The sequence below is a fragment of the Proteiniborus sp. DW1 genome (assembly GCF_900095305.1).
Lineage (GTDB): Bacteria > Bacillota > Clostridia > Tissierellales > Proteiniboraceae > Proteiniborus.
On the sequence record NZ_FMDO01000049.1, the window covers coordinates 17194 to 37949 of the forward strand.

Annotated in this window: 25 protein-coding genes; 2 read left to right on the forward strand and 23 right to left on the reverse strand. The window is 33.9% G+C overall.

What is annotated here, in order from left to right:
• The first annotated feature begins 40 nt into the window (after positions 1-40).
• Positions 41-1114 carry an AI-2E family transporter gene (locus tag DW1_RS12380; protein WP_242942499.1) on the forward strand — a complete coding sequence of 358 codons (1074 nt, stop codon included), beginning with the start codon at positions 41-43 and terminating at the stop codon, positions 1112-1114.
• Positions 1115-1303: 189 nt separating this feature from the next.
• On the opposite strand, the gene DW1_RS12385 is transcribed toward DW1_RS12380, so the two are convergent.
• The 6 genes from DW1_RS12385 to DW1_RS12410 form a co-directional block, all read right to left on the reverse strand.
• A complete protein-coding gene (locus tag DW1_RS12385) occupies positions 1304-1948 on the reverse strand; it encodes a phosphatase PAP2 family protein (RefSeq protein ID WP_074350939.1) in 645 nt (214 codons plus the stop codon).
• Between the two features lie 411 nt (positions 1949-2359).
• Positions 2360-3073 carry an N-acetylmuramoyl-L-alanine amidase CwlD gene (gene cwlD, locus DW1_RS12390; protein WP_074350940.1) on the reverse strand — a complete coding sequence of 238 codons (714 nt, stop codon included), beginning with the start codon at positions 3071-3073 and terminating at the stop codon, positions 2360-2362.
• Positions 3074-3160: 87 nt separating this feature from the next.
• A complete protein-coding gene (locus tag DW1_RS12395; RefSeq protein WP_074350941.1) occupies positions 3161-3379 on the reverse strand; it encodes a hypothetical protein in 219 nt (72 codons plus the stop codon).
• 261 nt (positions 3380-3640) lie between these two features.
• On the reverse strand, positions 3641-5467 hold the full coding sequence (gene glmS / locus DW1_RS12400) for a glutamine--fructose-6-phosphate transaminase (isomerizing) (RefSeq protein WP_074350942.1): 1827 nt from the start codon (positions 5465-5467) through the stop codon (positions 3641-3643).
• Positions 5468-6428: 961 nt separating this feature from the next.
• The gene (locus tag DW1_RS12405) at positions 6429-6968 is read right to left on the reverse strand and encodes a LemA family protein (protein ID WP_074350943.1); all 540 of its coding nucleotides are present in this window, start codon (positions 6966-6968) and stop codon (positions 6429-6431) included.
• Between the two features lie 106 nt (positions 6969-7074).
• The gene (locus DW1_RS12410) at positions 7075-7503 is read right to left on the reverse strand and encodes a hypothetical protein (RefSeq protein ID WP_242942500.1); all 429 of its coding nucleotides are present in this window, start codon (positions 7501-7503) and stop codon (positions 7075-7077) included.
• A gap of 232 nt (positions 7504-7735) precedes the next feature.
• Between DW1_RS12410 and DW1_RS12415 the strand changes: the two genes are divergently transcribed.
• Positions 7736-9007, forward strand: a complete 1272-nt coding sequence (locus tag DW1_RS12415; protein WP_074350945.1) for a sensor histidine kinase — start codon at positions 7736-7738, stop codon at positions 9005-9007.
• An 827-nt stretch (positions 9008-9834) separates the two neighbouring features.
• On the opposite strand, the gene DW1_RS12420 is transcribed toward DW1_RS12415, so the two are convergent.
• The 17 genes from DW1_RS12420 to DW1_RS12500 all read right to left on the reverse strand — a co-directional run bounded on the left by DW1_RS12420 (position 9835) and on the right by DW1_RS12500 (position 20751).
• A complete protein-coding gene (locus DW1_RS12420) occupies positions 9835-10509 on the reverse strand; it encodes a hypothetical protein (protein ID WP_074350946.1) in 675 nt (224 codons plus the stop codon).
• 646 nt (positions 10510-11155) lie between these two features.
• Positions 11156-11548: a 30S ribosomal protein S9 gene (rpsI, locus tag DW1_RS12425; protein ID WP_074350947.1), complete on the reverse strand. Its 393-nt coding sequence runs from the start codon at positions 11546-11548 to the stop codon at positions 11156-11158.
• A gap of 23 nt (positions 11549-11571) precedes the next feature.
• Entirely contained in the window at positions 11572-12000 is a 429-nt protein-coding gene (gene rplM, locus DW1_RS12430) for a 50S ribosomal protein L13 (protein ID WP_074350948.1), read from the reverse strand.
• Between the two features lie 197 nt (positions 12001-12197).
• Complete coding sequence (gene truA / locus DW1_RS12435; RefSeq protein WP_074350949.1) at positions 12198-12932, reverse strand: tRNA pseudouridine(38-40) synthase TruA; 735 nt, start codon at positions 12930-12932, stop codon at positions 12198-12200.
• Between the two features lie 12 nt (positions 12933-12944).
• The gene (locus tag DW1_RS12440; protein ID WP_074350950.1) at positions 12945-13742 is read right to left on the reverse strand and encodes an energy-coupling factor transporter transmembrane component T family protein; all 798 of its coding nucleotides are present in this window, start codon (positions 13740-13742) and stop codon (positions 12945-12947) included.
• Positions 13735-14598, reverse strand: coding sequence for an energy-coupling factor transporter ATPase (locus tag DW1_RS12445; RefSeq protein ID WP_074350951.1), 864 nt, complete (start codon positions 14596-14598; stop codon positions 13735-13737). The genes DW1_RS12440 and DW1_RS12445 overlap by 8 nt, the downstream gene beginning before the upstream one ends.
• A complete protein-coding gene (locus tag DW1_RS12450; RefSeq protein ID WP_074350952.1) occupies positions 14589-15425 on the reverse strand; it encodes an energy-coupling factor transporter ATPase in 837 nt (278 codons plus the stop codon). The genes DW1_RS12445 and DW1_RS12450 overlap by 10 nt, the downstream gene beginning before the upstream one ends.
• A 272-nt stretch (positions 15426-15697) precedes the next feature.
• Positions 15698-16039, reverse strand: a complete 342-nt coding sequence (rplQ, locus tag DW1_RS12455) for a 50S ribosomal protein L17 (protein ID WP_074350953.1) — start codon at positions 16037-16039, stop codon at positions 15698-15700.
• Between the two features lie 24 nt (positions 16040-16063).
• A complete protein-coding gene (locus DW1_RS12460; RefSeq protein WP_074350954.1) occupies positions 16064-17011 on the reverse strand; it encodes a DNA-directed RNA polymerase subunit alpha in 948 nt (315 codons plus the stop codon).
• 64 nt (positions 17012-17075) lie between these two features.
• Positions 17076-17699, reverse strand: coding sequence for a 30S ribosomal protein S4 (gene rpsD, locus DW1_RS12465; protein ID WP_074350955.1), 624 nt, complete (start codon positions 17697-17699; stop codon positions 17076-17078).
• A gap of 26 nt (positions 17700-17725) precedes the next feature.
• Positions 17726-18124: a 30S ribosomal protein S11 gene (gene rpsK / locus DW1_RS12470; protein WP_074350956.1), complete on the reverse strand. Its 399-nt coding sequence runs from the start codon at positions 18122-18124 to the stop codon at positions 17726-17728.
• Positions 18125-18144: 20 nt separating this feature from the next.
• Positions 18145-18513, reverse strand: a complete 369-nt coding sequence (rpsM, locus tag DW1_RS12475; RefSeq protein ID WP_074350957.1) for a 30S ribosomal protein S13 — start codon at positions 18511-18513, stop codon at positions 18145-18147.
• Between the two features lie 159 nt (positions 18514-18672).
• On the reverse strand, positions 18673-18786 hold the full coding sequence (gene rpmJ / locus DW1_RS12480) for a 50S ribosomal protein L36 (protein WP_041701799.1): 114 nt from the start codon (positions 18784-18786) through the stop codon (positions 18673-18675).
• A 15-nt stretch (positions 18787-18801) separates the two neighbouring features.
• A complete protein-coding gene (gene infA, locus DW1_RS12485; protein WP_074350958.1) occupies positions 18802-19020 on the reverse strand; it encodes a translation initiation factor IF-1 in 219 nt (72 codons plus the stop codon).
• A gap of 30 nt (positions 19021-19050) precedes the next feature.
• Positions 19051-19332 (reverse strand): KOW domain-containing RNA-binding protein, encoded by a 282-nt coding sequence (locus DW1_RS12490; RefSeq protein WP_074350959.1) that lies wholly within the window; start codon positions 19330-19332, stop codon positions 19051-19053.
• 22 nt (positions 19333-19354) lie between these two features.
• Positions 19355-20101 (reverse strand): type I methionyl aminopeptidase, encoded by a 747-nt coding sequence (gene map, locus DW1_RS12495; protein ID WP_074350960.1) that lies wholly within the window; start codon positions 20099-20101, stop codon positions 19355-19357.
• 2 nt (positions 20102-20103) lie between these two features.
• Positions 20104-20751 (reverse strand): adenylate kinase, encoded by a 648-nt coding sequence (locus tag DW1_RS12500; RefSeq protein ID WP_074350961.1) that lies wholly within the window; start codon positions 20749-20751, stop codon positions 20104-20106.
• Positions 20752-20756 lie beyond the last annotated feature (5 nt).

The window sequence follows — 20756 nt, forward strand, 5'->3', positions numbered from 1 at the left end:
GGGGGTGAGCGTCATTATAAAGAAAAAAAACTATTTTCATTTGTTGCCTATAATCATTATATCTATACTAATATTTAGGTTTTTTACAGTACCACGCTCATTTGCATCAATTACTAAATTGTTGCAACCTTTTATATGGGCTTTTTCAATTGCATATTTATTAAATCCACTACTTATTAAAGTCGAAGAAAAATTTAAGCTCAAGAGAATATGGAGTATATTAATTGTTTATGCTATTCTAATTATCTGTATAATAATTATAATAACTATTTTTACTCCTAAAATCGGTCTAGGCTTAAGCAATCTAGTTAAAGAATTTCCTAAATTTGTTGAGATTACAGAAAATTATATTAACACTCATACTCTTAATTTAGGTATTCTAGACAGACTTGGAGTCACAAATTATTTATATGAAAACCTTACAAATATCATTAGTCAAATAACAGCTTCATTAAACCCAATATTTAATAAAACAATAACTCAGCTTATAGGTTTTACATCTGCTGTTACCTCTACTCTAACAAATTTTGCTCTAGGCTTGATCATATCTGTATACATGCTAAAGGATAAGGAGTCCTTTAAAAAGCAAGCTAAGGCTCTAATGTATGCGATTTTTACGCCTGAAAGGGCAGAAAAAATAATTGATATAGGTAGAGAGTGTAATATACAGTTTTCCAGCTTCTTAATTGGTAAAATGATTGATTCTGCTATAATTGGAGTATTGTGTTTTATTGGATTATCTTTGTTAAAAACGCCTTATGCGTTAATTTTAAGTACTATAGTAGGTATAACTAATATGATACCTTACTTCGGACCTTTTATAGGTATGATACCAGCTACTATTATTACTTTGTTCTATAGCCCAATTAAAGCTTTATGGGTACTTATATTTATATTTCTATTGCAACAATTTGATGGATTGTATTTAGGCCCCAAAATACTCGGTATGCATGTAGGCCTGACTCCATTTTGGATAATAACATCTGTAACCATTGGAGGAGGAGTTGCTGGAGTTATGGGAATGCTTTTAGCTGTCCCTATTGCAGCAGTTATCAAAACAATGATTCAAAAATATGTAAATACAAAATTAGATGAAAAAAATATAACTCTATGATAGAATTATCCTTCAGAAAAGCTTTTATCTAAACATTACAAAAAATAAGCACTCTTCTTGAGCCACTGTAGAAAAGACTTTTAGAAAATTAGAGATTTCAATAATCTGCTTTAAACATGGTTAATCCTTTATATTAAAAATATATAATATAACTTTCATATACATCATAAAAGCTGCTAATTGACTAATTTAGCAGCTTTTATATGCCCTTTTATGCACACACTCAACACCTAATATGCAAATATATAACCAGATAAAGCCTGCACAAAAGCCCCCTATTATATCCGTAGGCCAATGTACCCCTAGATATATTCTACTAAAGCCCATAAGGCCTATAAAAATAATAGTAATTAGCCAAATAAGTATCTTTCTAGCATCTAACTTCTTGTTCCTTAAATAAAGATATGCAGCCATTCCATAAAAGCTAAGAGTATTCATTGAGTGTCCACTAGGAAAACTAAACCCACCTTGTTCTACTAAAAAATATTCATATGGTCTAATTCTTGCAAAAGATATTTTTAGCAAATGATTTATCATAACACTACCTAATATAGCTATTGCTAATACACAAAGCTCTTTACAATGTTTCTTTCTTATTAAATACCATATTAAAAATGGAGCAATTATGAAATAAAACTTAGCTGAGCCTATAAAACTTATTACTATCATAAATTTCATTATGCCGTGGTTTATATTTTCATGAATAGAAGAAATAATCTTTTGATCAAAATATACTCCGCCATCTGCTGTGGATATCTCAATAGCTAAAAATATAAATATTAACAATGATATTAGAGCTATTATAGCACCTATTACAATAGGTTTATTTCTCATCTTTTAAGCTACCACCTTTTAGTTTAATTTACTATTGAACTTCATGTTTTTACTGCTTATTCCATATTCATATTCTAATATATAGTTTTATATTTTCATAGTCTTATTTCCAAAATACTATCTTAAATCTAAACATTTAAAATAACTAGTATCTTTGTCCTAAATGTTTCAGTTGATATAGATTATCAATTTTCTATCCACCTTATCCACATTATCCACAATTAATAGTGGATAACTTATGTAAACAAATACATTTGCTAAATTATAAGATATGTAGAGTTATACTTTACATAATTGAAGTTTTTCCACAATTATTAAAGTTATCCACAGACTATTATTCACATATTTCTAATGTAGTAAACTATGATACTCATTATCGATTGATACAATTATTAAAAATTTTATTTATATTCATTTATCAATTTCGTTGAAATACCTCATCACTCCAATGTAGATTCCCCAAGCTATTTTTTGCTGATACTTAGGATCATTTAGCCTTCTTTCCTCTTCTAAATTTGACAAAAATCCACATTCAATTAAGACTGCTGGAGCTTCTGACTCCTTTATTACATAAATATCATCTCTTGGCTGGGGCAATCTTTTATTATTTTTGTCTAACACATTTTTAAACTCCTCTTGAATTATTAATGCTAAGTTCTTGCTTTTTTCACATCCTGCTTTATAGAAGGTTTGTGCACCATAGTATTGAGACTGAGTGAAGCTATTTAGATGAATTGATAATAGTACATCTGGTTGACCCTTATTTACTTCTATTCTTCTATTTCTAAGGTCTTCATTCTTTTTCTCTCTAATAGTTTTTGACTTTTCAGTATATAAACCTTCCCCGTCATTTCTAGTAAGTATGACTACTCCACCGTTTTCTTCTATTAATTTTCTAAGCTTTAAGGCTATTTGAAGGTTTACTTCATCTTCTCTTACTCCTTGTTTACCAACAGCTCCTGGATCAATTCCTCCATGTCCTGCATCAATGGCTATTACTTTGTCAGTAATAGGCAAATACATGGTAGGAACTGTTTCATTTCTTTCTACAAATACAAAAACTAATCCTAATACAAGTAAAGGTAATACTAGCAATACTTCTTTTCTAATAACTATAAGCTTCATTTAACTAACACTCCCTAATATGAAAAATAGTCATACTTAATACTATTTTTATATTAGGGGTGATATTACTAATATGTTAAGAGAATATTACCAATCATTCCATTCATCAAAGCCTTTTCTTACCCCTGTATAGAAAAATTCTGTATGCCTGCACCTAGGACATACATATACATCAAAAATCAGATGCTCTTCAATATCAAATAATGCTCCAAATATTCCTCTATTATTATCCTGTGAATCAAAACGATATTCTTTAAGATACTTCATCTGCCCTTTGCATCTTAAGCACTCAAACTGTTTTGCCATTTAAAAACCTCCTTCAATACATTAACCTATATAAAATGAATTTGTAGCCTATATAATGTATCATATAATATTAACGTCATTACTTCCATAGTCTTACAGTGTTATCTCTGCAATACTAAATCTCTGCAGAGCGTTTCCTAGATATGTCATAATACAACAAAAAACCTCGTGTAGGCTATAAGGATTTCTCCTTTATTAGCCCACGAGGCTTAACCAAACTTTATTATATTTAGACAAATTATTTCCCAGGCAATGTCGTACTTACTCAACTGTTACACTTTTTGCAAGATTTTTTGGCTTATCTATATCGCATCCTCTTTTATATGCTACATAATATGACAATAGCTGCAATGGGACTATACTTGGGACTGGTGTGATTTCATCTATTACATCTGGAATATAGATAACTTTATCAGCAGATTTTTGTATTTCACTATTCCCTTCTTTCGCTATTGCTATGACATATGCTCCTCTTGCTTTTACTTCTTTTATATTACTTAAGGTCTTATCATATAACCTATCTTGTGTAACTAGTGCTATGACTGGAGTCCCTTCTTCTATTAATGCTAGTGTACCATGCTTTAATTCTCCTGCTGCGATTGCTTCTGAATGTATATAGGATATTTCCTTTAGCTTAAGTGAACCTTCCCTAGCTACATCATAATCAATACCTCTACCAATATAAAACATGCTTTGTGATCTATATATTTCTTCAGCTATGCTATTTATATTCTCTACATTAGACAATATCTCTTCAACTTTACTAGGGAGGTGTGTTAAATTCTCTATAATACACTCTTTATCTTCATGGGCTATACTTTCATTTTTTGTAGCCATATCTAAGGCTAATAAGGTCAATGCTAATATCTGTGTAGTGTAAGCTTTTGTAGATGCTACAGCTATCTCAGGTCCTGCCCATGTATATAGTACATCGTCTGATTCTCTAGCAATAGAGCTACCTACTACATTAGTTATAGCTAAAGCCCTAGCTCCTTTTTCTTTAGATAGTCTTAATGCAGCTAATGTATCTGCTGTCTCTCCAGATTGGCTTACTACTATGACTAGTGTGTTTTGGTCTATAAATGGGTATCCATATCTAAATTCTGATGCTATATCTACTATTGTTGGAATCCTTACATATCTTTCTAAAATGTCTTTTCCAATAAGTCCAGCATGATATGCAGTTCCACAAGCTACTATATAAATTCTTCTGAGGTTTTTCATATACTCCTTTGATATGTTTATAGAATCCATCTTAATATCTACACCGTTACTTAGTCTAGGTAATAATGTGTCCCTAATAGCCTTTGGCTGTTCATAAATTTCTTTTAGCATAAAATGTTCATATCCGCCTTTTTCTGCTGCTTCTACATCCCATGTTACATTGAATACTTCTTTAGTTATTGGAGTACCATCTGTTTTCATTAAGCTTATACTATCTTTCTTTACTATGGCCATTTCATGGTTTTCAAGTATATATACTTTTCTTGTATATTTCAAAACAGCTGGTATATCTGAAGCTATAAAATTCTCTCCCTCTCCTATACCTACTATTAGTGGACTATCTTTTTTTACAGCTATAAGCATATCTGGATTATCTGCATGGATTATTCCTAGTCCATATGCTCCCTCAATCTTATTTATTGCTTTTTTTACTGCTTCTAAAATATCTCCATTATAATAATATTCTAATAAGTGTGCAATTACCTCTGTATCGGTATCAGATAAAAATTTGTATCCAAAACTCTTAAGCTCTTCTTTTATCTCCATATAGTTTTCGATTATTCCATTATGAACTACTACTATTTTACCATCACTGCTTTTATGTGGATGAGAGTTTACATCAGAGGGCTCTCCATGGGTTGCCCATCTAGTATGCCCTATTCCCATGTTACCTTCTATTGGATTTTCTTCTACATCTAATTTTAATATAGACAGCTTCCCTTTGAACTTTCTAACTTGAATCTTCCCTTCGTCTAATATTGCAACTCCTGCAGAATCATATCCTCTATATTCTAGTTTTTCTAATCCCTCAATTAATATTGGTGAAGCTTTTTTAGCTCCTATATATCCCATTATTCCACACATCTTTATCACTTCCTTATATTTATATGGATGTCTTTCTATTAAAATGCTAATTCTGACATTATATTATTCATATAAATATGTTTTAAAGCACGACAAACAAGCTCATTTTTTAATGAGCTTAAACCTACCTAGTTGTCTTTGTCTCCATAATCACTTATGGGTTTTGTACAACTGTTTACGGTGGTAGTAACACCGCATGGCACCCGCCGAATTTTCGATAAACCATGTCCTCGTCAACTCAAGTTATTGAGTTCTGGCGCTTAGTATTTAATTGTAACATAGTATTTCTATATGCCTCACCTCCCAAATAAATTAATAACTAACAATTAATAGAAAGCAATAGTATTATATGTTATTCTCGCCATTTTGGCAACAGTTTTTAGAAATAAAATTAAGTTAGATTCTTCCTGTAAATACAAAATGCCAGAGGTATTTTTCTCTGACATATTGTAGTTTTTCTATTCCTTTGATAACTAATGTATTGAATCTCATATTCCGTAACACACTATATACCGTAGTATTTTCAATATCCTTAACTCTATAATATTGATATTTCAAAGACTTATTTAATCAACCATGTGAAAATCCTGTGCAAAGGACTTATGACTCCACGACTTTTGATATAGTTATTATGTAACTTTTATTCAACCTTTTGCTCTATGTAAGTAATGTACTTCTATTTCTTCTAGTATATCGATTAGTCAAAGTCGTTAATATGATTTAAATTGGAGCATTACCTTCTTCCACTATTACTGCAACCGATATCATGGTAAATATCATTCACAAAACTTTATTAGTTTTTTGCTTATGGTCTTGTTCCTCTTCGACAAAATTTACTTGGCGTTCCAAAAGTATCTAAATTTCTAAATTTCTTTTCTAACGGAACTAATCTGATTTTATTCAATCTCCAAGAAGTTATTTTTTCTTTGCGTCTAACTCATGGCTCTGCTCATAAAGCACATTATTTCATGTCTATTATATCTTCCTCCAAATAGTCTCTCTGTCTGAAACCTAACATTCCAGCAATCATGGATACCGGAAACTTTCGGATTTCACGGTTTAGCTTAGTCACACTGTCATTGTAAATAAGGCGGCTAGTGCGCACCATGTTTTCAAAGGTTTGCACTGCATCCATGGCTTCGATGTAGGTTTGGTTTGTCTTTAATTCGGGGTACTGCTCCGTTATCATGGAAATCCTATCCAAGGCTTCGGAAATAATCCCCTCCTGGCGCAGCACATCATCAGGTGTTGATTTTGCTGTAATCACGTTCCTTCTAGATTTGATGATTTCAATCAATGTTTCGCTTTCACGCTTGGCATAACCCTTTGTCAAATCCAAAAGAGCCATCAAGACATCAAAACGACTTGACAGCTGCACACCAATTTGAGTCATAGCATTGCTGATATTCTCATCAATCACCACCAGCTTTCGCTGTATAGAGATCAACCATAGAACAATGATAGCTACAGTTGCAATGATCGCGATGAAATTTGATATCATTATCACTTCCTCCTATTTTTTAGAAAGGCAGATGTTAAATACCTGCATCCGCCTTTGTTATGGTATTACTTTTTATGTTTAATCCACTTGAATAAAACAGTAATTGCTATTCTTCGTAAAGCTCACTGACCTTAGCAATTAAATCAGGCATTGCTCCTAAAATAGCCTGATACTGCTCCACAAGGACATCCATATCCTCCTTGGAGGTGTCGCCATACTCACTTGGATCTGCCACACCGTGTTTTCCAGCATCGATCAATGTATAAACAACATTCAACTCCTGTACCGTAATCTCATCTGCTTCCCAGCCATTTTCTACGGCTAATGCAGCTGCTTCATTGTACAAAGGCTCTAGTTCAGCTAGTACATCAGAAAGTGTCTGTATTTGTTCCGGTGTTACATTCTGATAAGGCAAATCAACTGCATCCGTGCTATTTGCAGAAGGATCTGCAATCGTTTCTTCCGCTTCTTGGATATCTTCTCCTCTACATGCTACAAGACTTAGTGTCACTATAAGTGCCATTATAAGTACCAATAATTTTTTCATTTTATATCCTCCCTTCTCTGTTAGTTATTGTATAGAGAACCTTTCCCTGTATTAAGCCTATCATAAACTTTCCTAAAAAAACTTCTGCTGCATGAAACATGGTTTTTTTGACATGAAACACAATTTTTCGACTTCAACATAGTGTTGAATATCTAATTTTATGTTAAAATAAAAATTGAGAAATGGAGGTAGATAAGCGAATGAAAGGGGATACTAAAGAATGATAGTAACTGTTATTGGACTAATACGTTTTGGATTTTCTCTGCTCTTTGGAGTGGTGATATCGGTTCTTTTATCAGGAATAAAATCTACACGAAAGAACAAGTTTATCATTAGCTTCATCTGTATATATTTTCTTTTTGTTCAGTTCGTCAGCTGGTGGATTTTAGGCTTGGATTTGACATCAAAATTATATCCATTAATCATCCATCTTCCGATGATAGTTATTTTATCCCTATATTTTAAATGCCCATGGCACATATCTGCTATTAGCGTACTTACCGGTTATCTATGCTGTCAAGTGCCACGCTGGATAGGCTTCCTTGCTGGAGCAGCTTTTGACAGCAAAATCGCAGACCACGTTTTTTATATTATCACTGTATTTCTGGCTTATTATCTCCTGAAAAGATATGTAGTCAAATCTGTTCGACAGCTTATGATTAAATCTCCAAAATCCTGCCTACTGTTAGGTGGTGTACCACTTTTTTACTATATTTTCGATTACGTTACTGCCATCTATACTAATGTGTTATACAGCGGCGCAGAATGGGCGGTGCAGTTCATGCCCTCTACAATATCTGTTTTCTATTTTGTGTTTGTCATCCTTTATTACATTGAAACTCAAAAACAGGCTGATTTTCAAAGAGAGAGGGACATGTTGGATACGCAGCTTAGGCAAGCAAAAACAGAACTTGAATCATTACGACAGATTCAACAGTATGGTGTAGCCTATAGACACGATATGCGCCATCATCTTGCTCTTTTACAAGGACTTGCCTCTAAAGGGCTTATAGATGAAATCAAGGAATATCTGAAAACCGCTCAGTCTGACATGGATGCCATCACACCCATGCGCTTTTGCGAAAATGAAACTGTAAATCTGATTATATCCTCTTTCGCTGCCAAAGCAAAGCAGTGGGAAATCACTTTAACTGTAGACGTGAAGCTACCTAACTTGCTGACCTTCACAGACACCGAACTTTGTTCATTATTGTCGAACGCTTTGGAAAACGCCATACATGCCTGCCAAAATATAGCCGACATCAGTAAGCGCTATATCAAGCTTCGTATGTATTCAAAAAATAGCAAGCTTTGCATTGACATTCGCAACAGCTACCAGACAGAGCCCGTATTCCATCAGGGGCTTCCTGTATCAAATGAACAGGGGCATGGCTACGGCACCAAAAGTATGGCTCATATCGTGGAAAAACACGGTGGCATATACCAATTTTCAATCAAGGACGGATTGTTTATATTTCAGGCCACTGCATAATAGGTTTTTCTATATTATAGCTAAGGTTATATTAGCACTAACAGCAAAGATCTCTTTGAATATATTGTTATAACCAATGACATCTATACTTGAGTACCAGAAGGAATGTCACCCTGGTACGTAGCTCCCAAAATACCACTATTCCGTTATAAAAAAGTAACACTTTCCTAACGAATAAAAAACGCCAGATTGGTTTCCCAGTCTGACGCTCTGTATCTTTCGTGAACAAACTTTGTAATTTTGAACCGACTTTCTTGTAAGTCGACACCAATTGTCCAGTTACACACGAGTTTGCTCATCCACTGACAATGTTTGCTCGGCTGGTAAGCGAGTAGTTGCAAGGCCTATCGCCCATAAGTTACTTTGAGTGACAAAGATTGTTCGTGGGTTGCATTTACTTAAAAAATAGAAAAAAAGAGATAAAAAATGAGAAAATGACAAGCGAGTTTGCTCGTGAGCAGTGAAGAATGACAAAGTTTGCTCGTGGAAAAATTAGGACAGTGATACGCAGGGTATAACCTACGGGAGGAAATATCGAAACCACCTACACATACGAATTATACAGGCTTACGAGGGATTAAAACTGCGTCCGGATTTCATATTTTTATTTATTTCTATATCTATTTTTGAACACAAAAAAACCGCCAAAGGGAATGAACCCCCCTGACGGTTGGCGATTGCGATAAGCAAACTTTGTAATTCTAAACAAACTCGTGTGTAAAGAAACAATGAACAATTTATTATGTAATAAATAACTACACAATATAGTCCCTATTAATTTGAAATATGGTCGCATATTATGAAGAATGCGAAATACTTTTTTCAATTTAATTTTTAATAAATTTATTTCCATCCCACTTAAAAAAATCTTCAAGATTTTTGTCTTTTGTATTATCATAATACTCTATTTTAAATGTAATATTATCTATCTTTGTAAGTTTTGTAGAGTAAAAACCTGTGGTATCACTTATAAACAACGAAGAATAACCTTCAATAGGCAGTTCTTCTATTTTCCCATCCTTCCTTATTGTAAGCAACTTATAATCTCTGCCATTACTGGATGCATACTGACCTATTGTAAAATCTATATCTTCATCGCTATTATAATCGTCAAATTGAATTTCAAATAAAGTATTAAAAATCAAAGGCTCTTTAAATATTTTACTTAAATCAAATTGGCTTATAACATTACCTGCTTCATCTGACAATTCTATAATAAAATAGCCCTCCCATATAGTGCCCATATATGCTCCTGGAGTCCAATCTTCATAATATTTGCCTTTGACCATTTTTACTCTCAAATATTGATGTTCTCCATTAATAGGGAATAAATCATTATTCGACAATGTCATTGGCGATTGAATTGTAATATCTGGGCTTTCCTCCTTATTTCCACCAAAACCATTCAAGGAAGCAATATCAACTACATTTTTAGAGGAGCAGGATGAAAGTAGCAAAATTAATATCAGAACTGAAATTATTGTACTGGTTGTTCTTTTCAAAAGATTACCCCCTTTTGTTGATTCGATTCGATATTTATTCCATTTACTGCATAATATCATAATATCATTATTATCAATAATTTTCAAAAATAAAAACCGCCAAAGGGAATGAACCCCCCTGACGGTTGGCGATTGCGATAAGCAAACTTTGTAATTGTAAACAAACTCGTGTGTAAATAAACACCAAATGTTCAGTTACAAATAAGTTTGCTCACGTAGTGACAAAGTTTGCTCGTCTGGTAAGCGAGTGGTTGCAATGCTTCTCGCCCATAAGTTACTTTGAGAGACAAAGTTTGCTCGCGGGTTTTATTACCTTAAAAAATATAAAAAAATATATAAAAAATGAGAAAATGACAAGCGAGTTTGCTCGTGAGCAGTGAAGAATGACAAAGTTTGCTCGTGGAAGGTAATGAGTATTCATACGCAGGGTATAACCTACGGGAGGAAATATCGAAACCACCTAAACATCGGAATTCTACTTGCTTTCGAGGGATTACAACTACGTCCGTTTAGCATATTTTTATTTATTTCTATATCTATTTTGAACACAAAAAAACCGCCAAAGGTATTTAAACCAATGACGGTTTTGTAAACTCGCAAACAAACTTTGTAAGTTTGAACAAACTCGAGTGTAATGAAACACCAATTATCTCTTTGAAAATTGTGATGCTCTTCTAGCTTTCTTAAGACCATATTTCTTTCTTTCTTTCATTCTTGGGTCTCTTGTTAAGAAGCCAGCTTTTTTAAGTATTGGTCTTAGCTCGTCATCAGCCTTAGTTAGAGCTCTAGATATTCCGTGTCTTATTGCTCCTGCTTGACCAGTAAATCCACCACCATTTACTGTAACTAATACATCATATTTATCTAATGTATCTGTTATAGTAAGGGGCTCTTTAACTAATACTTTTAATGTATCATAATCAAAGTATTCTTCTAGATCTCTTTTATTTATAGTTATGTTCCCACTTCCTGGAACTAATCTTACTCTTGCTATTGATTTTTTCCTTCTACCTGTACCGTAGTATTGAACCTTAGCCATTTATAGTATCCTCCCTTCCTGAACTATATTTCATAAACTTCAGGTTTTTGAGCTTCATGTTTATGTTCTGAACCTTTGTATACTTTTAATTTCTTGAACATAGCTCTTCCTAAAGAATTCTTAGGTAGCATGCCTTTAACTGCTAAACTAATTATCTTTTCTGGGTTCTTTTCAATTAAAGTGCTGTATGGAATTTCTTTAAGTCCACCTGGATACCCTGTATGGTATCTATATGCTTTTTGTTCTAATTTCTTTCCAGTCATAACAACTTTTTCAGCATTAATTACTATTACATAGTCTCCTGTATCAACATGAGGTGTGTATATAGGTTTATGTTTTCCTCTTAATATGCTTGCAATTTCAGAACTAAGTCTTCCTAGTGTTTTTCCTTCAGCGTCAATAACATACCATTTTCTTTCAATTTCATTAGGCTTTGCAATAAAACTTTTCATCTATTTCCCTCCTTAAAAACCGATGAGTTGAATGTATTTATATAAAAATCCGGGGCTAGTGGATTTTTTATGCTAACATACCTTTATATTTTAATACAACCTACCACGTGTGTCAAGTCATTTTCAATAAATCGGAAAATTATTTCTTAAGCAGATTGCCAAAATCTCTAATTTCCTACAAGTAGTTTATGCAGTGTCTAATAAAGCACCCTTTCTAAGTACAGACCATGTGGAGGTGCAGTGTGACCTGCATTTTTTCTTTCTCTAGATAATATGATTTCTGGAATAGAACTACTACATATCTTTCCCATACCTATATCTACTAGTGTACCTACTACGATCCTAACCATATTATATAAAAAACCATTTCCATTTATTCTAAACTCTATCAGTTCGTAGTTTTTATCTAACTGCACACTATATACTGTTCTAGTGGTATCCTCTACTGAGCTTCCAGAAGCCATAAATGACCTAAAGTCATGTGTCCCAACTATATCTGTGGCTGACTTACGCATTATGTTAAAATCTAGCTTTTGGGGCACATGATATGCAAGGTTTCTAAGTAGTGGACTTGGAACTCTTCTATTATATATAAGATATCTATATTCTTTTCCCTTGGCACTATACCTTGAATGAAAAGCGCTGTCCACCTCTTCCGAATGACTTATTGCTATGTCTTTAGGTAGATTAGCGTTTATGGCATCTTTGAACTTTTCACTAGGTATTCTAGAATCAGTAAAAAAGTTAGCCACTTGTCCCCTAGCATGAACTCCCCTATCAGTTCTGCCGGACCCAATGATATTAACATCTTCTTTAGTTACTTTTTTGATAGAGTCTTCTAGTGTTTCTTGTATAGTAGCTTGATTAGGCTGTTTTTGCCAACCAAAATAATTTGTCCCGTCATATTCTATTATGAGCTTTATATTTCTCATAACTTATCCCTTCTATATATACCTATATGTGATTATTATTGCTACAAAAACTGCGGTTATACTGAGTGCTATGAAATCTAACTTCTCAAACTTTAATTCCTTCATTCTAGTTCTGTTTTCTCCGCCTCTATAGCATCTTGCCTCCATCGCCATAGCTAGCTCATCAGCACGTCTAAAAGCACTTACAAAAAGTGGCACTAATAGTGGAACCAGGCTCTTTGCTCTATTCATTATGTTTCCACTTTCGAAATCCGCTCCTCTCGCCATTTGAGCCTTCATAATCTTATCCGTCTCTTCTAATAACGTAGGTATAAATCTAAGTGCTATAGTCATCATCATAGCCAGCTCATGGGCTGGTACACCTACTTTACTTAGTGGCTTTAGTAAACTTTCTATTCCGTCAGTTAATGAAATTGGTGATGTTGTAAGAGTCAGTAGTGAGGTTCCCATGACTAAGAATATTAGCCTTAAGGCCATAAATGTAGCCTGTATTAGTCCCTCTTTTGTTACATCTAATGGCCCAATTTCAAATAGTATTTCACCCTTTGTCATAAATAGGTTAATTAAAAAAGTAATAGAAATTATCAAAATTAAAGGCTTTAATCCCTTTAATACATAGTTAAGTGGAACCTTTGATAATTTTATCGCTACTAGAATAAAAGCTACCACAAGGATATATGGATAAAAGCTATTTATAAAGAATAAGGCTATAATAAATGCAAAGGTGGCTAGTAGCTTTACTCTAGGGTCTAGTCTATGAATAATTGTATCACCTGGAAAATATTGACCTATGGTTATATTCTTAAGCATTTCCACTTCTCCTTAAATACTTTAATATTTCTTCCCTTGCCTCTTCCACTGTAAGTACATCTTCTTTAACATCAATCCCTTTATTCTTAAATGCCTTCATAAAATATGTTATCTGAGGCGCTCCTAAGCCAAGTCCTTCTAATTCATCAGCTCTTCTAAACACTTCCCTTGGTGAGCCTACCATGGCTACTTTGCTTTTATGCATCACAATAATTTTATTCACTAAACGAGCTATATCCTCCATACTATGGGATACTAATATTATAGTCATCTTGTTTTTCTCATATAGATTTTGGATTTGTCCTAGTATATCATCTCTTCCTTTAGGGTCAAGTCCTGCTGTTGGCTCGTCTAGCACTAAAACTTCAGGCTTCATTGCTAGTACCCCTGCTATGGCTACTCTTCTCTTCTGTCCACCACTAAGCTCAAATGGAGATCTTTCACTAACTGCTTCAAAGTCTAAGCCTACAAGCTCCATTGCTTCTTTCACTCTTCTATCTACTTCTTCTTGTGGCAATCCTAAATTAATTGGTCCAAATGCAATATCCTTATATACTGTTTCTTCAAATAGTTGGTGCTCTGGATATTGAAATACAAGGCCTACCTTTTGACGTATGGCTTTTAAACTAACACCTTTTGAGGTTATGTCTACATCTCCTATTGTGATCTTGCCTGATGTAGGCTTAATAAGTCCGTTTAAATGCTGAATTAATGTAGATTTTCCCGAGCCTGTATGCCCAATTAACCCCACAAACTCACCCTCATTAATCTCAAGATTTATATTATCTAAAGCCTTAGATTCAAAAGGCGTATTTTCGTTATATATAAAAGTTAAGTTTTCTATTTTTATTGACATAGTAATCCCACCAATTCATCTACTGTTAATATGTCTGCTGGAAGGTTAACTCCTTCTTTTCTAAGCTCATATACTAACTCTGTAACCTGTGGTACATCAAGGCCTAGCTTCTTTAGCTTTTCAACTTGACTGAAAACCTGTTTTGGTGTTCCTTCTAATACCACTTGTCCCTCTTCCATAACTATTATTCTATCTGCGTTCACTGCCTCATCCATATAGTGTGTAATATGAACAATTGTCTTTTTTTCTTCTCTATTTAGCTTTTGTATAGTATTCATTACTTCTTTTCTTCCTGAGGGATCTAACATGGCAGTAGGCTCATCTAATACTATACAGTCTGGATTCATTGCTAGTATTCCTGCTATAGCTATTCTCTGTTTCTGTCCACCTGACAGCAAGTGAGGAGCGTGTTTTTTGTAGTGTCCCATTTCTACAATATCAAGTGCCTCATCTACTCTTCTTCTTATTTCTTTAGGGTCTATTCCTTGATTTTCTGGTCCAAATGCTACATCCTCTTCTACTATGGTGGCTACTAATTGATTATCTGGATTTTGAAAGACCATTCCTGCTGTTTGTCTAATGTCCCATATTTTATTATAGTCATTAGTATTCATACCATTTACGTATACATTACCCTTTGTAGGCAATAGTAGTGCATTCATCAATTTTGCAAGTGTAGATTTTCCTGAACCATTGTGTCCAAGAATAACTAAAAATTCTCCTTTTTTAATTTCAAGGCTTACATCCTTTAGAGCCGCAAATTCCTTGTCTTCTGCTGTTGTGTATTCATATGTTACATTATCTATCTTTATCATTGTATCACTCATCTAAATCCCTCTCCAAATACGCATTATGTACCTCTTTAGTCTAACACATGTTTACATATTGTTCAACAAATCTCTATTGTTTCCAACAATTCTATATTATATCATACCGCAAGTAAGGAATAAATAATCAATTTTCATCAGAGTAAAGATATTAAGATAATTTGAAAATATAATAGAAATATACACTAGCCCAATATTTATATTACATTTTCTTAATCAATAAGTAAAAAGGGACTAAGTTTATAATACCCTAACTTAATCCCTATAACACTTTATACTAATTCTAATATTACTATTTCTGCAGCGTCGCCTCTACGTGGTCCAAGTTTTAGAATCCTTGTATAACCACCATTTCTATCTGCATATTTTGGTGCTATTTCATCAAATAAGTTTTTGACTACTGTTTCATCATACACATATGCTAAAACTTGACGTCTAGCATGCAAGTCTCCTCTTTTTGCTAGAGTAATCATTTTTTCTGCCATTCTCTTAGTTTCTTTTGCTCTTGTTTCAGTTGTTTCTATCTTGCCATTTCTAAGTAGGCTTGTAACAAGATTTCTAAGCATTGCTTTTCTGTGATCAGTAGGGCGTCCTAATTTTCTTAGCTTAGCCATCCTTATCCCTCCTTTAAGCTGGTATTACTCATCACTATTCTTTAAACTTAATCCTAATTCTGCAAGTTTTTGTTGAACTTCTTCAAGGGATTTTTTTCCGAGGTTTCTTACCTTCATCATATCTTCTTCACTCTTCTGTGTTAATTCCTCAACAGTATTGATTCCCGCTCTCTTTAAGCAGTTATAAGATCTCACAGAAAGGTCTAGCTCTTCTATAGTCATCTCTAGAACTTTTTCTTTCCTATCTTCTTCTTTTTCAACCATTATTTCTACATCATTAACATGATCTGTTAACGTAATAAATAGATTTAAGTGCTCGTTAAGGATTTTAGCACCTAGAGAAGTTGCTTCATCAGGCTTTATTGTGCCATCTGTCCACACCTCAAGAGTTAATTTATCATAATCAGTAATCTGCCCTACCCTTGTATTTTCAACTTTAAAGTTCACTTTCTTAACAGGAGTATAAATAGAGTCTATAGGGAGAACTCCTATTGGCTGGTTTTCCTTCTTATTTCTTTCAGCAGGAACATAACCTCTCCCTCTTGTCATTTCAAGTTCCATATATAGCTTCGCATCATCTTCAAGAGTAGCTATATGAAGGTCTCTATTTAGTATCTCAACATCACTACCTGTAATAATATCGCCTGCCGTAATCTCTCTTGGTCCTTCTGCTTCAATTTTTAGCATTACAGGCTCATCTGCGTGCATTATGGCAGCAATATTTTTAATGTTTAGTATTATCTCTGAAACATCTTCTAATACCCCAGGTATAGTAGAGAATTCATGTAGTACTCCCTGAATCTTTATAGAAGAAACAGCAGCACCTGGTAATGATGATAGTAAAATTCTCCTTAATGAATTTCCTAGAGTAGTTCCATATCCTCTTTCTAGCGGTTCAACAACAAACTTACCATAAGTGTTGTCTTCATTTATGTCAACAATCTCTATTTTTGGTTTTTCTATTTCTATCATTTACACTTGACCCTCCTCATAATCTTTATTAGGATATCTTGAGGGTAACTGATTCTAATAGTTATTATTTAGAATATAGCTCTACAATTAAGTGCTCTTGTATTGGTAGATCGATATCTTCTCTAGATGGCTCTGAAACAACCTTGCCTAACATATTTTCAATGTCCATTTGTAGCCAAGCCACTACATTCCCTTGGAATCCCTCTTGAAGTTCCTTAAATCTTGGTGATGACTTGCTTCCTTCTTTAACTTCTATAGTATCGCCAACTGAAATTAAATATGAAGGGATGTCAACCTTTTTACCGTTTACTCTAAAGTGACCATGAGTAACAAGTTGTCTTGCTTCAGGTCTTGATGCTGCTAATCCTAGTCTATATACTACGTTATCTAGTCTAGATTCTAGTATCTTTAATAGGTTTTCACCTGTAATTCCTACTGTTTTTTCTGCCATACCAAAGTATTTTCTCATTTGTGTTTCTGATATACCATAGTATCTACGAACTTTTTGTTTTTCTCTTAATTGCATACCATAGTTAGATAATTTTTTCCTGCCTTGACCATGCTGTCCAGGAGCATAATTTCTTCTTGTTACTGGACATTTGTCAGTAAAACATTTATCTCCTTTTAAGTAGAGCTTTTGTCCTTCTCTACGGCAAAGTCTACAAACAGGACCAGTGTATCTTGCCATTCTTGTGCACCTCCTATATCAATTCACTAGACTCTTCTACGTTTTGGTGGTCTACAACCGTTATGTGGTACTGGAGTTGTATCCTTAATCATACTAACTTCAAGTCCAGTTGCTTGTAATGATCTGATCGCTGCTTCTCTACCAGCTCCCGGTCCTTTAACGAACACTTCTACAGTTTTAAGTCCATGTTCCATAGCTTTTTTTGCTGCTTCTTCAGCAGCCATTTGAGCTGCAAATGGAGTGGATTTTCTTGAACCTTTAAATCCTAATTGTCCAGCACTAGCCCATGATAATACATTTCCATTAGAATCTGATAATGTAACTATTGTATTATTGAAAGTTGATCTAATATGTGCTTGACCTCTTTCAATATTTTTACGTTCTCTTCTTTTTACACGTGTTTTTGCACCTTTTTTAGCTACCAATCAAAGTCCCTCCTTTACTATTACTTTTTACCTTTTTTCGCTGCAAGCTTCTTAGGACCTTTTCTAGTTCTAGCATTATTCTTAGTATTTTGTCCTCTTACTGGTAGACCTCTTCTATGTCTTATTCCTCTATAACATCCAATTTCTCTTAATCTCTTAATGTTAAGAGAGACTTCTCTTCTAAGGTCACCTTCAACCATATATGTGTCTATAACAGTTCTTAGTTCATTAACTTCTGATTCTGTTAAATCCTTTACTCTGGTATCAGGATTAACACCGGCTTTAGCTAGTATTTCATTTGATCTAGCTCTTCCGATTCCATATATATATGTTAGTCCTATTTCTACCCTTTTATCTCTTGGTAAGTCAACACCGGCGATTCTAGCCATTAAAGTTTACACCTCCTAAAACTATGCATTCTAGTAAAGTTACTTAACTGTACTATTTGCTTTTGAAATCTGAAAGTAAATATATTTTAAGCAGCCGCAATGATAACTTGTATCAACTAAAATATTATACTAAAAAATAGACAATTTAACTAGCTTTTTTTAGCCTTGTTTCTGCTTATGTCTTGGATTTTCGCAGATCACCATAACTTTGCCTTTTCTTCTGATGATTTGGCATTTTTCACAAATCTTTTTAACTGATGGTCTTACTTTCACCGTAAACCCTCCTTGCTACTTATTACGCCATGTAATTCTACCTCTTGTCAAATCATAAGGTGATAATTCTATAGTTACTTTATCTCCTGGTAAAATCCTTATGAAATTCATTCTGAGTTTCCCAGAAATGTGAGCTAGTATTTCATGGCCATTTTCTAGTTTTACCTTAAACATGGCGTTTGGTAGAGCTTCTGCTACGGTCCCTTCTACCTCAATAACATCTTCTCTAGACATTAGGTAATCGAACCTCCTGTTCAATAGGTATTATATCTCTTTATTAAATGGATCTAAAGCCTTTCTGATATATGCGTTATTTATCTTTTGTTTAGTCCTTAATTTCTCGTTAAGGTCTTCTATAATAGCCTTATAGACTATTAAGTGCTTTATCTTTTTCTTCTTAGGAGCATCTAATCTCCTATAGTCTCCATCAACTATTAACACATACTCATTGTCAACAATATCTAATACGACAAAGACTTTTCCTTTATCTCTTCCTGCCTTAGATCTAACCACCTGACCTAAATGTATATCACTAGTGGTTTCCATGTAATTCACCTCTTCGATGGAATTAAACTCTAGTTAAGATCAATGGCTCATCATTTGTTATGGCTATTGTATGCTCATAATGCGCAGACTTCTTGCCATCTATCGTAACTACTGTCCAGTTGTCACTTAGTACTTTTACATGGTAAGTGCCTGCATTAACCATAGGTTCTATAGCTAGCACCATTCCCGCTTTTAGTCGAGGCCCTTTTCCTGGTAGTCCAAAGTTTGGTATCTGTGGGTCCTCATGCATTCTCTGACCTATCCCATGTCCTACAAAGTCTCTAACTACTGAAAAACCATTACTTTCGACGTACTTTTGTATTGCATGAGAGATATCGGATAATCTATTGCCTACTTTAGCATATTTTAGACCTTCATAAAAAGATTGTTTTGTCACTTCTATTAGCTTCATATCTTTTTCTGAAATTGTGCCTACAGGATAAGTCTTAGCTCCATCTCCATAATATCCATCAACTATCGTCCCGATATCTATACTTATAATATCGCCATCTTTTAACTTGTTTAATCCAGGAATACCATGAACTACTACCTCATTAATAGAAGCACAAATGCTTCCTGGAAAACCGTTATAACCTTTAAAAGCAGGTAATGCACCGCGACTTCTAATAAAATCTTCTGCCGCTTCATCTAATTCCTTAGTAGTCACTCCAGGCTTAATCATGCCTTGGAGAAAGGCATGTGTCTCAGCAACAAGCCTTCCCGCTTTTGACATTAATTCTATTTCTCTATCACTTTTTAAAATAATCATTATTACTCTCTCCCTAAAGATGCTACTATGTCTTCGAATACTTTATCAATATCTTGTTTTCCATCTATGTTAATTAGTATTCCTTTTTTCCCATAGTAATCTATTAGAGGCTCAGTTTGTTCTAAATATACTTCGATTCTTTTTGTCACTGTTTCTACAGTATCATCTTTTCTTTGAATAAGCTCTCCACCACAAACATCGCACATATTTTCTTTCTTTGGTGGATTAAACTTAATGTGGTATGTTGCTCCACAGTCTTTACATACTCTTCTTCCAACTGCCCTGTCAATTAGCTCCTCTTTTTCTACGTCTATGTTTATAACGTGGTCTAATTCATAGCTTAAGTTTTTTAGTTCAGTATCTAAGGCATCAGCTTGATTGACAGTTCTTGGGAAACCATCTAGCAAGAAGCCTTCTTGGCAGTCTTTTTCTGACAATCTATCCTTAACGATAGCTACTGTTAATTCATCAGGTACTAGCAATCCTTTATCTATATATTCCTTTGCTTTAACACCTAAATCAGTACCTTCTTTTATATTTTTTCTGAACATATCACCTGTTGAAATATGTGGTATGTTGTATTTTTTTACTATATTAACCGCCTGTGTTCCCTTACCTGCACCAGGTGGTCCTAGTAGAATAAGTCTCAATAATA